The sequence below is a fragment of the Shigella flexneri 2a str. 301 genome (genome assembly GCF_000006925.2).
Taxonomy (GTDB): Bacteria; Pseudomonadota; Gammaproteobacteria; order Enterobacterales; family Enterobacteriaceae; genus ECMA0423.
In genome coordinates this window covers 2,414,819-2,430,719 of record NC_004337.2, presented here as the reverse complement: position 1 = coordinate 2,430,719, position 15,901 = coordinate 2,414,819, and the positions used below count along the sequence as shown (strand labels likewise).

The window sequence follows — 15,901 nt, the reverse complement described above, 5'->3', positions numbered from 1 at the left end:
ACCACATCAGCGAACGACATCCGCCAGCGCCTCTTCTAAATCGTACCAGCGAAACGCAAAACCCGCTTCTTCCAGCCGTTTAGGCAGCGCGCGTTGTCCACCTAATACCAGTACTGAAGATTCGCCCATTAACAGCCGAATGGCGGTTGTGGGGACGCGCAAAATAGCCGGGCGATGCAGCGCATGACCGAGCGCATGGGCAAATTGTTCATTGCGTACCGGGTAGGGCGAAACCATATTAAATGGCCCGCGCAGCTCGTTATCCAGCAGCCAGAGAATGCCGTTGACCATATCATCAATATGAATCCAGGCCAGATACTGCCGACCGGAACCAATCGGCCCGCCCAGGCCAAGACGAAACGGTGGCAGCATTTTACCGAGAATACCGCCGTCCGGTGCCAGTACCACGCCGGTTCGCAGCAGGCACACTCGCGTTTTGTCACTTTGCGCCCGGCAGGCAATCTCTTCCCAGCGGGCGCAGAGTTTATGAGTAAATTCGTTATGCGGCGGTTCCTCTTCGGTAACCACCACTTCACCTAAGTCGCCATAATAGCCCGTTGCCGAGCCGGAAATGAGTACCGACGGCGGCGTGTCGCTAGCATTAATCAAATCGACCAGTTTTTGCGTGATATTCCAGCGGCTTTGGCAGAGACGCTCTTTTTGCTTGTGAGTCCAGCGTTTATCAGCAATCGGTTCTCCGGCCAGGTTGATTACCGCATCAACGCCGTTGAGGTTGCTTTGATCGGCAAGCCCTTGCCATAGTGTCACCCGAGGGCCGAGAACGGAACTGGCTTTCTGCGGGTTACGCGTCACTACCGTAATTTGATGGCCCAGCTCCAGCAAACGCGGAATCAAATGGCGACCAATTAATCCCGTCCCTCCGGTGATCACTATGTTCATGCAGCCTCCCGATATGGCGATTAACGCTGCCAGCTTAAGGTCATGGATACCGAATCGGCGTAGCGCAGCGCGTGCAGTTTATCGATCTCCACTTCAGCATACGTCACCCAGTGATGTTCACGTGCGATATCGAGCACATCCTGAGTTAATTTTTCCAGCAAAGAGAAACGGTTATTCTCTACATGCTGAATAATGTTTTTCGTTACGGTGCGATAATTCAGCGCATCGTTGATATCTTCGCTAGTGCGCGCTTTATCGGCGGGGTAGTGGATCGTCACATTGATAACAATATCCTGACGGTTGTTAATTTCTTCTTCCTTAATTCCGATAAACGTACGCAAACGAAGGTTCTTTATACGAATAATAGCGGCAGGTTGTGCCATTGCAGGTTCTCCGTTGTTTTACTTAGGATGAAATAATACACGAGAACCTGTTTCTGTTAACTATCCGAACGCTCATCACCGAGTTGTGCTTTTAGCAGTGCCTGCCCGGTGGCAGGGCGCGAACGGATCCGCTCATGCCAGTTCTTGACTGCCGGATACATTGCGAGGTCAATTCGCAGGCGAGTCCAGGCATTAACCCACGGCCAGCAGGCAATATCCGCAATGCTGTAGTTCTCGCCTCCCAGCCAGGGCGAGTTTTCCAGCCGCTTGTTTAGTACATGGTAAAGACGCTGAGTTTCAACCTGATAACGTTCAATAGCGTAAGGAATGGTTTGGGGGGCTGCGTGATTAAAATGATGATTTTGCCCAAGCATCGGCCCCAGTCCGCCTACCTGCCAGAATAACCACTGTAATGTGGCGGCGCGCTCACGCGTTTCATGACTCAAAAAGAGTCCTGTTTTCTCAGCCAGATACAACAAAATGGCAGCAGACTCAAAGAGGCTTAACGGTTCGCCGCCATCGGCAGGAGAATGATCAACAATTGCCGGAATTTTGTTGTTGGGCGAAATGCGCAAAAATTCCGGACGAAACTGACCGCCTTTCCCCAAGTCTACCTTAATCAAGCGATAATCAAGCTCTGCTTCTTCGAGAAACAGCGTAATTTTGTGACCATTGGGTGTCGGGGCGAAATAGAGATCGATCATTGCAGCTCCGGTTGTTTAATCATCTGAACACCACAAGTATAGAAAGCGCGGCGACTTACGTGAGTATTCGTCACGTGACAGTGACAAAAAGGCTCTATAGTTTGATAGCCAGCCCCCTTTATTGCCGAGGACATAATGAGTAAACCCGCTATCACGCTTTGGTCAGATGCCCACTTTTTCTCCCCTTATGTGTTATCCGCCTGGGTGGCGTTGCAGGAAAAAGGCCTGTCGTTTCATATCAAGACCATCGACCTCGACAGCGGTGAACATTTGCAGCCGACGTGGCAAGGTTACGGTCAGACACGCCGTGTGCCGTTATTACAAATCGATGATTTTGAGTTGAGTGAATCTTCTGCCATTGCGGAGTATCTGGAAGATCGATTTGCGCCACCGACCTGGGAACGTATTTATCCGCTTGATTTAGAAAATCGTGCGCGTGCACGACAGATTCAGGCCTGGCTGCGCAGCGATCTGATGCCCATCCGCGAAGAGCGTCCGACGGATGTTGTCTTTGCGGGGGCGAAAAAAGCGCCACTAACGGCCGAGGGAAAAGCCAGTGCAGAGAAACTGTTCGCGATGGCAGAACATTTGTTAGCACTGGGTCAGCCGAATTTATTTGGTGAATGGTGCATTGCTGATACTGATCTGGCGCTAATGATTAACCGCCTGGTACTACATGGCGATGAGGTGCCAGAACGCCTGGTGGATTATGCGACATTCCAGTGGCAGCGAGCGTCTGTCCAGCGTTTTATTGCACTTTCGGCGAAGCAATCTGGCTGATAGCAACGACAGAATCCAGTATCATAGCTTACGTTTTTTCGACGAGGAGTGAGTGATGAAACTGATGTTTGCATCGGACATTCATGGGTCGTTACCGGCGACGGAACGTGTTGTGGAGTTGTTTGTCCAAAGCGGTGCCCAGTGGCTGGTGATCCTTGGCGACGTGTTGAATCACGGCCCGCGTAATGCTTTACCGGAGGGTTACGCGCCAGCCAAAGTCGCTGAACGGCTTAATGAAGTGGCACATAAGGTTATCGCTGTGCGTGGCAACTGCGACAGCGAAGTGGATCAAATGATGCTGCATTTCCCGATAACCGCGCCGTGGCAACAGGTATTACTGGAAAAACAACGTCTGTTTTTGACGCATGGTCATCTTTTTGGCCCGGAAAATCTACCTGCTTTAAACCAGAACGATGTGCTGGTGTACGGTCATACCCATCTGCCAGTGGCAGAACAGCGGGGGGAGATTTTCCACTTCAACCCCGGCTCGGTGAGTATTCCGAAAGGCGGTAATCCGGCGGGTTATGGCATGCTGGATAATGACGTACTTAGTGTAATCGCACTCAATGATCAAAGTATCATTGCGCAGGTCGCGATTAATCCGTAATTTACCCACAACTCAAAATGCGCCGTAAGAGCGCCAGAAAAAGAAGGTTTCCTGATAATGGAACAGCGTCGTTTGGCAAGTACTGAATGGGTGGATATTGTCAATGAAGAGAACGAAGTCATTGCACAAGCCAGCCGGGAACAAATGCGGGCACAGTGTCTGCGTCATCGTGCAACTTACATCGTCGTGCATGATGGCATGGGCAAAATTCTGGTCCAGCGTCGTACCGAGACAAAAGACTTTTTACCCGGCATGTTAGATGCGACCGCAGGCGGTGTAGTTCAGGCCGATGAGCAACTGCTGGAATCCGCGCGTCGCGAAGCGGAAGAAGAGTTGGGCATTGCCGGTGTCCCCTTTGCCGAGCACGGGCAGTTCTATTTCGAAGATAAAAATTGCCGTGTCTGGGGCGCGTTGTTCAGTTGCGTCTCTCACGGTCCCTTCGCCCTACAGGAAGATGAAGTCAGTGGAGTTTGCTGGCTGACGCCGGAAGAAATCACCGCACGCTGCGATGAGTTCACTCCAGACTCGCTGAAAGCGCTGGCGTTGTGGATGAAGCGCAATGCCAAAAATGAAGCCGTAGAGACTGAAACGGCAGAATGAAAAAAGAGCCGCAATTGCGGCTCTTAACATTTTTAGTGGTAGCCCATCAACTGAGCGCCGATCACTACGACGCTGGACATAATAAACAGCAGTCCAAGCAGGGTCGCGCCCACCTTCAGCCAGTTACGGAAGTCCACCCGGCACACACCGAGCGTTGCCATTAACGAAGCTGAGGTTGGGTAAATGATGTGGCTGAAGCCATCACCAAACTGGAACGCCAGCACGGTAACCTGACGGTTAACACCGACCAGATCGCCAAGCGGTGCCAGTAACGGCATAGTTAATGCCGCCTGACCAGAACCGGACGTCACGAAGAAATTAAATACAGCCTGGAAGAGCAACATAAACCAGGCCGCGACCGCGTTGTCCAGACCGCTAATGGCATTGGCAATGCTGTTGAGGATAGTATTTAACACGCTGGCATTACCTGCTTCACCATTACCAACCAGCAGCAAAATCCCTTTGGCGAAACCCACCAGCAGGGCAGGGGCGATCATCATTCGCGCCCCTTCGGTAAAGGATGAAGCCATGGTATTAACCGTCATGCCGTTAAGGCGGAAAACAACGCCGATGATGCCAATCACCAGACCCATGGTGAAGAACTGGCTGGCAATTTCTGGAATAAACCAGGCATTAACGATCACGCCCCAAATCACCCAGACCATTACGGCTGTCAGGACAATCAATACCAGCCAGTCACCAAAGGTAAACGGACGTTGTTCAACATCCGCCTGCTTTTCACGAAAGAAGCGGTCGGACTCATGCACGCGTGACAGAAGAGGATTCTTTTTCACTCGTGAGGCGTACACCATGGTAAAGATCAGGCCAATCAGAGTGGCGATAACCCACACCACGATGCGCAACCCGGAGCCAGAAAGCACCGGAACGCCGGCAATCCCCTGAGCAACAACCACACAAAACGGGTTCATCCACGAACTGGCAAAACCGATTTGCGTGGCAATATAAGTCACCAGGACGGTGGTAATACTGTCATAGCCCAGCCGGACCATTAGCGGTGCGATGATAATGGCAAAGGCGACGGCCTCTTCTCCCATACCAAATACCGCGCCGCCAAGTGAAAACAGAATAAACAGCGCAGGAATAAAGAGAATTTCATTCCCGCGGGTATGGCGAATAAGCGCCAGGATACCGTTATCAATGGTTCCTGTACGCATCACAATGCCAAACGCGCCGCCAATCACCAGCATAAACATGATGATGCCAACGGCTGTCCCGTATTTCGATCCTGAGGTTAACCCTTCAAACGGGAAGTTCATCAGGCCCGGGCGTTCATCGCCCGTCGTGAACAGCTGTACGCGGTGATACTCAGGTTCGCCTGCTTCGTTAGTCAGAATGCGAAATGAGTGTGGATCTACGACTTTGCGTGTTTTTGTTTGACCATCAACCTGATACTGCACTTCCTGACTGTCAAACATCCCCACCGGAACTACCCAGGTGGCAAGACTGGTTAAAATAGCAACAAAAAAGATAATCACCAACGTATCGGGCATTGCCCATCTTCTTGTTGGTTTGGATTCAATGATTGCGGACATAGCGCAAATATTCCCTTGCACAAAACAAAGTGGTAAGTATGCAAAGTGAGATGGCGCAATTCATTGATGCAGCGCAGTTAAGCAAGATAATCAGAAAGGATTAATGCAAATTAAGAGAATAAAAAACCGGAAATAGTGATTATTTCCGGTTCAGATATCCGCAGCGCAAAGCTGTGGATGATGACGAGATTACTGCTGCTGTGCAGACTGAATCGCAGTCAGCGCGATGGTGTAGACGATATCGTCAACCAGTGCGCCACGGGACAGGTCGTTAACCGGTTTGCGCATACCCTGCAGCATCGGCCCGATGGAGATCAGGTCGGCAGAACGCTGTACCGCTTTGTAGGTGGTGTTACCGGTGTTCAGATCCGGGAAGATGAACACGGTAGCGCGACCTGCAACCGGAGAGTTCGGCGCTTTGGATTTCGCAACGTCAGCCATTACCGCAGCGTCGTACTGCAGCGGACCGTCGATCATCAGGTCAGGACGTTTTTCCTGCGCCAGACGAGTTGCTTCGCGAACTTTTTCTACGTCGCTACCTGCACCAGAAGTACCGGTGGAGTAGGAGAGCATAGCAACGCGCGGTTCGATACCGAAGGCCGCAGCGGAATCAGCGGACTGAATCGCGATTTCTGCCAGCTGTTCAGCGGTCGGATCCGGGTTGATCGCACAGTCACCGTAAACGTAAACCTGTTCCGGCAGCAGCATGAAGAACACGGAAGATACCAGGGAGCTGCCCGGTGCAGTTTTGATCAGCTGCAGCGGCGGACGGATGGTGTTTGCGGTAGTGTGAACAGCACCGGAAACCAGACCATCAACTTCATCCTGTTCCAGCATCAGCGTACCGAGCACCACGTTGTCTTCCAGCTGTTCGCGGGCAACGGTTTCGGTCATGCCTTTGTTCTTACGCAGCTCGACCAGACGACCAACATAGCTTTCGCGAACCACTTCTGGATCAACGATTTCAATGCCTGCACCTAGTTCTACACCCTGAGACGCTGCAACACGGTTGATCTCTGCCGGATTACCCAGCAGTACGCAAGTTGCGATACCACGTTCAGCACAGATAGCGGCTGCTTTAACGGTACGCGGTTCGTCACCTTCCGGCAGAACGATACGTTTGCCCGCTTTGCGCGCCAGTTCAGTCAGCTGATAACGGAACGCTGGCGGAGACAGACGACGGCTGCGCTCAGAAGTGGCAGTCAGAGATTCGATCCAGTCAGCGTTGATGTAGTTAGCAACGTATTCCTGAACTTTCTCGATACGTTCGTGATCGTCAACCGGAACTTCCAGGTTGAAGCTCTGCAGGCTCAGAGAGGTCTGCCAGGTGTTGGTGTTCACCATAAATACCGGCAGGCCGGTAGCGAAAGCACGTTCGCACAGTTTAGAAATGCGCGCGTCCATTTCGTAGCCGCCAGTCAGCAGCAGGGCACCGATTTCTACGCCGTTCATGGCTGCCAGGCAAGCGGCCACCAGCACGTCAGGACGGTCTGCGGAAGTCACCAGCAGAGAACCGGCACGGAAGTGCTCCAGCATGTGCGGAATGCTGCGTGCGCAGAAAGTGACGGATTTAACGCGGCGAGTATTGATGTCGCCTTCGTTGATGATGGTCGCATTCAGGTGGCGAGCCATATCGATCGCACGAGTCGCGATCAGGTCAAAGCTCCACGGCACAGCGCCGAGAACCGGCAGCGGGCTAGATTCTTGCAGCTTCGCCGGATCAACATTGTTTACTTTAGCTTTGGAAGAGTCGTCGAAAATCTCGGACAGATCCGGGCGAGTACGACCCTGTTCATCAACCGGTGCGTTCAGTTTGTTAACGATAACGCCGGTGATGTTGGTGTTTTTGGCACCACCGAAGCTGTTGCGGGTCAGTTCGATACGCTCTTTCAGCTGTTCCGGGGTGTCAGTGCCCTGAGACATAACGAAGACGATTTCCGCATTCAGCGTTTTAGCGATTTCGTAGTTCAGAGACTGGGCAAACTGGTGCTTACGTGTCGGGACCAGACCTTCAACCAGAACGACTTCAGCGTCTTTGGTGTTAGCGTGGTAGTTTGCGACGATCTCTTCCATCAGCACATCTTTCTGATTGCTGGAAAGCAGACCTTCAACGTAGCTCATTTTCAGCGGTTCAGCGGCCGTCGTGGTGGAAGAGTTCGCACGCACGATAGTCGTAGTCTGATCGGGCGCATCGCCACCGGTACGCGGCTGAGCGATAGGTTTGAAAACGCTCAGACGAACGCCTTTGCGTTCCATTGCACGGATCACGCCAAGGCTGACGCTGGTCAGACCGACGCTGGTTCCGGTAGGGATCAGCATAATAATACGGGACACGGTTTATCCTCTTTCGTTACCGCCGATTTGGCGGGTTACAAAACAGCACCGCCAGCTGAGCTGGCGGTGTGAAATCAGGCAGTCAGGCGGCTCGCGTCTTGCGCGATAACCAGTTCTTCGTTGGTTGGGATAACCACCGCAGGACGGGTACCTTCTTTGTTGATGAAACCAGATTTGCCGAAACGTGCAGCCAGGTTGCGTTCATGATCAACTTCAAAGCCCAGCACGCCCAGTTTGCCCAGAGACAGTTCACGAACCATCGCGGCATTTTCACCGATACCACCAGTGAATGCAACAGCGTCCAGACGACCATCCATCAGCGCAGTGTAGGCACCGATGTATTTCGCCAGGCGGTGGCAGTAAACGTCCATTGCGCGCTTCGCGTCTTCTTTCGTCGCGTAGTTGTCTTCAACATAGCGGCAGTCGCTGGTCACTTCGGTCAGACCCAGCAGGCCAGACTCTTTGGTCAGCAGTTTGTTGATTGCGTCAACGCTCATGCCCAGGGTGTCGTGCAGGTGGAAGATGATCGCCGGATCGATATCACCAGAACGGGTACCCATGACCAGACCTTCCAGCGGGGTCAGACCCATAGAGGTGTCAACGCATTTACCGTTGCGGATAGCAGAAACGGAACCACCGTTGCCCAGGTGGCAGGTGATGATGTTCAGTTCTTCTACCGGTTTGTTCAGCATTTTTGCCGCTTCCTGGGTTACATAGAAGTGGCTGGTGCCGTGCGCGCCGTAACGACGGATGCCGTGCTCTTTGTACAGGTTGTACGGCAGGGCGTAGAGGTAAGACTCTTCCGGCATAGTCTGGTGGAACGCGGTGTCAAATACAGCAACGTTTTTGTCTTTCAGCTGTGGGAAAGATTTCAGAGCTTCTTCGATACCGATCAGGTGAGCCGGGTTGTGCAGCGGTGCAAAAGAAGCTGCATCTTTGATACCCTGAATAACAGACTCATCGATCACTACGGAGCTGGTATACTTTTCGCCGCCGTGTACGATACGGTGACCGATAGCAGTCAGCTGCGCAGACAGTTCTGGTTTTTGTGCCAGAATAGTATTAACGATAAAGTTGAGCGCTTCGCTGTGAGCGGCGCCTGCACCTAAAGCCGCTTCCTGTTTATTGCCGTCCATTTTCCATTTGATACGTGCTTCGGGCAGGTGGAAACATTCGGCTAAACCAGAAAGGTACTCTTCACCATTTACTGCATCGATGATGGCAAATTTCAGTGAAGAACTACCGCAGTTCAGAACCAGTACTAACTTACTCGACATGGAAGTACCTATAATTGATACGTGGCTAAAAAAACGTCAGGGAGCCATAGAGCGTAGCGCATGATGACACCGACATTTATGATTAACATCATGCACTGCAAATTTTTTTTGCATGATGGAAGAAATATCTTGAGTCTATGCCATTTTGCGTAATTTTCAGCCAATGGCATAATGTATATGAATTTGACGACTCAATGAATATGTACTACTTAGGCCTTCAGGCTGCTAAAGGATACCTGATAGTGGGTATGGAAGACAAAATGTTTTGAACGTTGTCCCGCTGAGTTGTGAATTTGCACAAATTTTTGAATCTTTATATGTGAAGTTGAGGTGAAGCATGTCAACGCCGGATAATCGTTCTGTTAATTTTTTTAGCTTGTTTCGCCGCGGACAGCATTACTCAAAGACGTGGCCACTGGAAAAACGCCTTGCTCCGGTCTTTGTCGAAAATCGCGTTATCAAGATGACGCGTTATGCGATCCGTTTTATGCCGCCGATCGCCGTATTTACTCTCTGCTGGCAGATTGCCCTGGGCGGTCTGCTTGGGCCGGCAGTTGCCACTGCACTGTTCGCCTTAAGTTTACCCATGCAGGGATTGTGGTGGCTGGGCAAGCGTTCTGTAACGCCATTACCCCCTGCAATCCTTAACTGGTTTTATGAAGTTCGCGGTAAATTGCAGGAGTCTGGACAGGTGTTGGCACCCGTTGAAGGCAAGCCTGATTACCAGGCATTAGCTGACACGCTTAAGCGCGCCTTCAAACAACTGGATAAAACTTTCCTTGATGATTTGTAATTGACCCCTGATTACGCATATAAAAGAAGGCATACTCAGCCTTCTTTTTTTTCACCGTAGTAGAGTGATACAGGAGTCAACAATGGAAATGACCAACGCGCAACGTCTTATTTTGTCTAATCAGTACAAGATGATGACTATGCTCGATCCGGCAAATGCTGAACGTTACCGTCGCCTGCAAACAATTATTGAGCGTGGTTACGGATTACAGATGCGTGAATTGGATCGCGAGTTTGGCGAGCTGAAAGAAGAAACCTGCCGCACTATCATCGACATTATGGATATGTATCATGCGTTGTATGTTTCCTGGTCTAATTTGCAGGACCAGCAATCCATCGATGAACGTCGTGTCACCTTCCTCGGCTTTGACGCCGCCACTGAAGCACGTTACCTCGGTTATGTCCGCTTTATGGTTAATGTGGAAGGGCGCTATACCCATTTTGACGCTGGGACTCATGGTTTTAACGCCCAGACGCCAATGTGGGAAAAATATCAGCGCATGCTTAATGTGTGGCATGCCTGCCCGCGTCAGTACCATTTGAGCGCCAACGAAATTAATCAAATTATCAACGCCTGAGGAGGCCCGCGTGCGGTGCAAAGGTTTTCTGTTTGATCTTGATGGAACGCTGGTGGATTCCCTGCCTGCGGTAGAACGGGCGTGGAGCAACTGGGCCAGACGTCATGGGTTAGCGCCGGAAGAGGTGCTGGCTTTCATTCACGGTAAACAGGCGATCACCTCTTTGCGCCATTTTATGGCGGGCAAATCCGAGGCTGATATTGCCGCCGAGTTTACGCGTCTGGAGCAAATCGAGGCCACGGAAACCGAAGGTATTACCGCGCTTCCTGGGGCAATCGCCTTACTCAATCATTTGAATAAAGCAGGTATTCCGTGGGCCATTGTGACTTCTGGCTCCATGCCGGTAGCGCGAGCGCGCCATAAAATAGCGGGGCTTCCCGCACCAGAGGTGTTTGTAACCGCTGAGCGAGTGAAGCGCGGAAAACCAGAACCTGATGCGTATCTGTTAGGTGCGCAGCTGCTGGGGCTTGCGCCGCAGGAGTGTGTGGTGGTGGAAGATGCTCCCGCTGGCGTGCTTTCTGGCCTGGCGGCGGGTTGCCATGTCATTGCGGTTAACGCTCCGGCAGATACCCCGCGCCTGAATGAGGTCGATTTGGTCCTCCACAGTCTGGAGCAAATTACTGTGACCAAACAGCCAAATGGCGATGTTATTATTCAGTGAAACACCTGATCATGATTTAGCCCCGTCTCGTCGGGGCTTTTTTATGGCAGAATCAAGTCATCCCCCTCAATTAACAAGGATAAGTTGTGAACGGTGAATTGATTTGGGTTCTTTCATTACTGGCCGTTGCCATCGTCTTGTTTGCGACGGGCAGAGTGCGTATGGATGCGGTCGCTTTGTTTGTTATTGTCGCGTTTGCATTAAGCGGAACGCTGACGGTCCCCGAAGTATTTTCCGGCTTTTCTGATCCTAACGTTGTCCTGATTGCCGCCTTGTTTATTATTGGCGATGGTTTGGTCCGTACCGGTGTTGCCACCGTAATGGGAACATGGCTGGTCAAAGTGGCGGGCAACAGTGAAATCAAAATGTTGGTTTTGTTGATGCTGACCGTCGCGGGGCTTGGCGCGTTTATGAGTTCAACCAGCGTTGTCGCTATCTTTATTCCCGTGGTGTTAAGCGTTGCCATGCGTATGCAAACTTCGCCGTCACGTCTGATGATGCCGTTAAGTTTTGCCGGGCTGATTAGCGGCATGATGACGCTGGTGGCGACGCCGCCGAACCTGGTAGTCAACAGTGAATTGCTGCGTGAAGGCTATCACGGCTTCAGTTTCTTTAGCGTAACACCTATTGGCCTGGTCGTGCTGGTGCTGGGTATTTTGTATATGTTAGTGATGCGTTTCATGCTGAAAGGGGATACCCAGACCCCGCAGCGCGAAGGCTGGACGCGTCGAACCTTTCGCGATCTTATCCGTGAATATCGACTGACCGGGCGTGCGCGACGTCTGGCTATTCGCCCCGGATCGCCAATGATAGGTCAACGGCTGGATGATCTCAAATTACGTGAGCGTTATGGCGCTAACGTCATCGGTGTTGAACGCTGGCGGCGTTTTCGTCGCGTTATCGTGAACGTTAATGGGGTTTCTGAATTTCGCGCGCGTGACGTTTTGCTTATTGATATGTCTGCGGCTGATGTCGATCTCCGGCAATTTTGTAGTGAGCAATTGCTGGAGCCGATGGTACTGCGCGGCGAGTATTTTTCTGACCAGGCCCTTGATGTGGGCATGGCAGAGATTTCATTAATTCCTGAGTCAGAACTGATTGGTAAATCGGTGCGCGAAATTGGTTTTCGTACCCGCTACGGACTGAATGTGGTGGGGCTCAAGCGCAATGGCGTGGCGCTGGAAGGTTCGCTGGCGGATGAGCCTCTGCTGCTGGGCGATATCATCCTGGTTGTGGGTAACTGGAAACTGATCGGTATGCTGGCCAAACAGGGCCGCGACTTCGTAGCGCTGAACTTACCGGAAGAGGTGAGTGAAGCATCGCCCGCGCACAGCCAGGCACCCCATGCCATTTTCTGTCTGGTGCTAATGGTGGCGTTAATGCTGACAAATGAAATTCCTAATCCTGTTGCCGCTATCATCGCCTGCCTGCTGATGGGGAAATTCCGCTGTATAGATGCTGAAAGCGCCTATAAATCCATTCACTGGCCGAGCATTATTTTGATCGTTGGGATGATGCCGTTTGCTGTGGCATTACAGAAAACGGGAGGTGTCGCGCTGGCGGTGAAAGGGCTGATGGATATTGGCGGCGGTTATGGGCCACATATGATGCTGGGGTGTTTGTTTGTCTTGTCGGCGGTTATTGGGCTGTTTATCTCTAATACCGCGACGGCGGTGTTGATGGCTCCGATTGCGCTGGCTGCTGCCAAAACGATGGGAGTGTCGCCTTATCCATTTGCGATGGTCGTGGCGATGGCAGCATCCGCCGCCTTTATGACACCGGTGTCTTCACCTGTTAACACCCTGGTTTTAGGTCCGGGAAATTACAGCTTCAGTGACTTTGTGAAGTTGGGGGTACCGTTCACCATTATCGTGATGGCGGTTTGTGTGGTGATGATCCCGATGCTGTTTCCGTTTTGACAAGAGCCTGATGTCGCATCCGGCGCTTATTGACTGATGCGACGCAGACTCCGGCTGCTTACAGCGGTGAATCCTGGCTAATCTCATCGAGCGAAAGATGGAAGCTGGGAACAAATACTTCCATGAAGTAGTCCATCTCCTGGCTGCGACGCGCTTCAAGCGTCGCTTCCAGTCGCGTTTTTGCCAGCAAGAATTCATTATTTCCGGCCGCGAGTTCTTCCAGACATTTCAGATATGCACACAGTGCATCTGCCTGTTTCACCAGCGATTTTTCTTCATCGCTATATGCATGCTCGTCAATTAACGGCGCAAAGATATCCCGCAGTTCTTCCGGAACCATATCGACCAGTTTCTGCTGAGCGATTTTTTCAATAGCCTTGTACTCCTGAGCGATTTGCGCATTGAAGTATTTCACCGGAGTAGGGAGATCGCCGGTGAGCACTTCTGAGGCATCGTGGTACATCGCCAGTAAAGCGATACGTTCGGCGTTGACATTACCGCCAAATTTCCGATTTTTGATAGCTGCCAGCGCATGGGCGACCATCGCTACCTGCAAACTGTGTTCGGACACATTTTCCGTCCGCACGTTGCGCATTAGCGGCCAGCGGTTAATGAGTTTCAGGCGGGAGAGATGGGCAAAAAAATGGCTCTGTTTCATAGTGACCTTACGTATGATGACATCATCAGGTCATTGTGGCGGGATAACACTGCCGGATGCAATCTCCGGCAGTGAAATTAAGATTACAGCTGATGATAACCAGAAAGGAAACGCGCGAACTTGCTCAAAGACAGCTCGATATCATCGACACGCGGTAGCGTGACAATGCGGAAGTGATCCGGCCACGGCCAGTTGAATGCCGTCCCTTGCACCAACAGAACTTTTTCCTGCAACAGGAAATCCAGCACCATTTTCTGATCGTCATGAATGTTAAAGCGTTTGGCGTCGATTTTCGGGAACATATACAGCGCACCACGAGGTTTCACGCAGGAAACGCCCGGAATATCGTTGATCAGTTCCCACGCGCGGTTACGCTGCTCATAAAGACGACCGCCAGGGGTAATAAATTCACTGATGCTCTGATAACCACCCAGCGCGGTCTGAATGGCGTGTTGCGCAGGAACGTTAGCACACAGGCGCATTGAAGCCAGCATTTCCAGACCTTCGATGTAGCCTTTGGCGTGTTTTTTCGGCCCGTTCAACACCATCCACCCCTGACGGAAGCCTGCAACGCGGTACGTTTTCGACAGTCCGTTAAAGGTAATGGTCAGCAGGTCAGGTGCCAGCGGCGCAATTGAGTGATGCTCAGCATCGTCGTAGAGAATTTTGTCATAAATTTCATCGGCGAAGATAATGAGATTATGCTGACGTGCAATCTCCACAATCTCCATTAAAAGCTCTTTGGAATATACCGCGCCGGTTGGGTTATTTGGGTTGATAATAACAATCCCACGCGTACGAGGCGTAATTTTAGCGCGAATATCATCGAGGTCCGGGAACCAGTCAGAGGATTCATCGCAAAGATAATGCACCGCTTTACCGCTGGAAAGCGAAACCGCCGCGGTCCAGAGTGGGTAATCTGGTGCAGGAACCAACATTTCGTCCCCGCTGTTCAGCAATGCCTGCATTGCCTGAACGATAAGCTCCGATACACCATTGCCGATGTAAATATCTTCCACGGTAACATCACGCATGCCACGAGCCTGGTAGTGCTGCATGATGGCTTTACGCGCGGAGTAAAGCCCTTTGGAATCGCAATACCCTTGAGCGGTAGGCAGGTTGCGTATCACGTCAACGAGGATTTCATCTGGCGCGTCAAAACCGAATGGGGCTGGGTTGCCGATGTTCAGTTTCAGTACCTTGTTACCTTCTTCTTCCAGGCGTTTTGCTTCTTTCAGCACCGGACCACGGATGTCATAACAGACATTCTCTAATTTGCTGGATTTTTCAATGGGGGACATGAATCTTGACCTTTTTTGCTGTTATCGCCACTCCCTGCCGTGGAAGTCAGCTTAGAACAATGTACTCCCCCAGGACGGTGTTTTGAAGGTCTGCAGAATAAGATTTTGCCAGAGGGGAAGGCTCGATTGTGCTGTTAATAACTTAATAATGACAAATAATGAGGCTTATATGCTTTACATGCAATGTTATATAGTGAATTGTTCTAATTCTTAATTGCAAGTCTGGTTTTTTTATCTGTAAGATAATTGTGTGAAAATGCCTCATTTAAGAATTCACTAATGAAACGCGATGATGATATTTCCGCATTACGGAGAGTTTAACAGCGTGATGATTTCCGAGGTGTCGCAATGGGGGTAAGGTGTGAAACTATTGTTAAGCGGAATTAATGAATGAGGATGATGCTAATTAATTATTATTTAATATTCAAAAAGGTTTTGATGTGCTTATTAATAATAGAAGATTACTTTGCCTAACATAACATAACTTTGCATCAGATAATTCGCAATGACCCTTATAAATAAAAGGTTTTTGGGGTAAAATGCTCGCATAAATGACGGATCCCTGCTCTTGATGCCGCTTCACCATTGCTGTTTGTACGTGTTCGCGTATGACCAGCGATGCTGCACGAGAGTGGAACAAGGACTCACATTTACATTTATACAAACACGCGCATGTCATAAATAGAAAAGAGTGAGTAACTTAATAGATATGCGATCCCTGAAGATATATTCTGTGATCTACTTCAGGCATTATAACGGAACAATGTGAGTCGCTTTTTTAGTGCAACTCATATGCATTTTTACTTTCGTCCGGGTTCCGGATGAAACTGCCAGGGAGGCACATTACAAATGGA

General features: G+C 50.8%; 15 protein-coding genes. 7 read left to right on the top strand and 8 right to left on the bottom strand.

Annotated elements, in window-relative coordinates:
- Positions 1-6 precede the first annotated feature (6 nt).
- The 3 genes from SF2380 to yfcG are packed head-to-tail and all read right to left on the bottom strand — an operon-like array spanning position 7 to position 1,987.
- Positions 7-900 (bottom strand): sugar nucleotide epimerase, encoded by an 894-nt coding sequence (locus SF2380; RefSeq protein ID NP_708186.1) that lies wholly within the window; start codon positions 898-900, stop codon positions 7-9.
- Between the two features lie 20 nt (positions 901-920).
- Complete coding sequence (gene folX, locus SF2379; protein NP_708185.1) at positions 921-1,283, bottom strand: D-erythro-7,8-dihydroneopterin triphosphate 2'-epimerase; 363 nt, start codon at positions 1,281-1,283, stop codon at positions 921-923.
- 56 nt (positions 1,284-1,339) lie between these two features.
- The gene (gene yfcG, locus SF2378) at positions 1,340-1,987 is read right to left on the bottom strand and encodes a GSH-dependent disulfide bond oxidoreductase (protein ID NP_708184.1); all 648 of its coding nucleotides are present in this window, start codon (positions 1,985-1,987) and stop codon (positions 1,340-1,342) included.
- Positions 1,988-2,122: 135 nt separating this feature from the next.
- Here yfcG and yfcF point away from each other — a divergent pair, with 135 nt between their 5' ends.
- The 3 genes from yfcF to SF2375 are packed head-to-tail and all read left to right on the top strand — an operon-like array spanning position 2,123 to position 3,974.
- On the top strand, positions 2,123-2,767 hold the full coding sequence (gene yfcF / locus SF2377; protein ID NP_708183.1) for a glutathione S-transferase: 645 nt from the start codon (positions 2,123-2,125) through the stop codon (positions 2,765-2,767).
- 55 nt (positions 2,768-2,822) lie between these two features.
- Complete coding sequence (gene yfcE / locus SF2376) at positions 2,823-3,374, top strand: phosphodiesterase (protein NP_708182.2); 552 nt, start codon at positions 2,823-2,825, stop codon at positions 3,372-3,374.
- Positions 3,375-3,431: 57 nt separating this feature from the next.
- The gene (locus tag SF2375; protein NP_708181.1) at positions 3,432-3,974 is read left to right on the top strand and encodes an NUDIX hydrolase YfcD; all 543 of its coding nucleotides are present in this window, start codon (positions 3,432-3,434) and stop codon (positions 3,972-3,974) included.
- Positions 3,975-4,006: 32 nt separating this feature from the next.
- On the opposite strand, the gene yfcC is transcribed toward SF2375, so the two are convergent.
- The 3 genes from yfcC to ackA all read right to left on the bottom strand — a co-directional run bounded on the left by yfcC (position 4,007) and on the right by ackA (position 9,138).
- Complete coding sequence (gene yfcC / locus SF2374) at positions 4,007-5,548, bottom strand: S-transferase (protein ID NP_708180.4); 1,542 nt, start codon at positions 5,546-5,548, stop codon at positions 4,007-4,009.
- Positions 5,549-5,716: 168 nt separating this feature from the next.
- Positions 5,717-7,861 (bottom strand): phosphate acetyltransferase, encoded by a 2,145-nt coding sequence (pta, locus tag SF2373; protein NP_708179.1) that lies wholly within the window; start codon positions 7,859-7,861, stop codon positions 5,717-5,719.
- A gap of 74 nt (positions 7,862-7,935) precedes the next feature.
- Positions 7,936-9,138 (bottom strand): acetate kinase A/propionate kinase 2, encoded by a 1,203-nt coding sequence (gene ackA, locus SF2372; protein NP_708178.2) that lies wholly within the window; start codon positions 9,136-9,138, stop codon positions 7,936-7,938.
- A 337-nt stretch (positions 9,139-9,475) separates the two neighbouring features.
- Between ackA and SF2371 the strand changes: the two genes are divergently transcribed.
- The 4 genes from SF2371 to yfbS all read left to right on the top strand — a co-directional run bounded on the left by SF2371 (position 9,476) and on the right by yfbS (position 13,088).
- Positions 9,476-9,931, top strand: coding sequence for a hypothetical protein (locus SF2371; protein ID NP_708177.1), 456 nt, complete (start codon positions 9,476-9,478; stop codon positions 9,929-9,931).
- Positions 9,932-10,013: 82 nt separating this feature from the next.
- On the top strand, positions 10,014-10,508 hold the full coding sequence (locus SF2370; protein NP_708176.1) for a hypothetical protein: 495 nt from the start codon (positions 10,014-10,016) through the stop codon (positions 10,506-10,508).
- Positions 10,509-10,518: 10 nt separating this feature from the next.
- Positions 10,519-11,169 (top strand): phosphatase, encoded by a 651-nt coding sequence (gene yfbT, locus SF2369; protein NP_708175.1) that lies wholly within the window; start codon positions 10,519-10,521, stop codon positions 11,167-11,169.
- An 86-nt stretch (positions 11,170-11,255) separates the two neighbouring features.
- Positions 11,256-13,088, top strand: a complete 1,833-nt coding sequence (gene yfbS / locus SF2368) for a transporter (protein ID NP_708174.1) — start codon at positions 11,256-11,258, stop codon at positions 13,086-13,088.
- Between the two features lie 58 nt (positions 13,089-13,146).
- On the opposite strand, the gene SF2367 is transcribed toward yfbS, so the two are convergent.
- Positions 13,147-13,746: a 5'-deoxynucleotidase gene (locus SF2367; protein ID NP_708173.1), complete on the bottom strand. Its 600-nt coding sequence runs from the start codon at positions 13,744-13,746 to the stop codon at positions 13,147-13,149.
- Positions 13,747-13,829: 83 nt separating this feature from the next.
- Positions 13,830-15,047, bottom strand: coding sequence for an aminotransferase (locus SF2366; RefSeq protein ID NP_708172.1), 1,218 nt, complete (start codon positions 15,045-15,047; stop codon positions 13,830-13,832).
- Positions 15,048-15,901 lie beyond the last annotated feature (854 nt).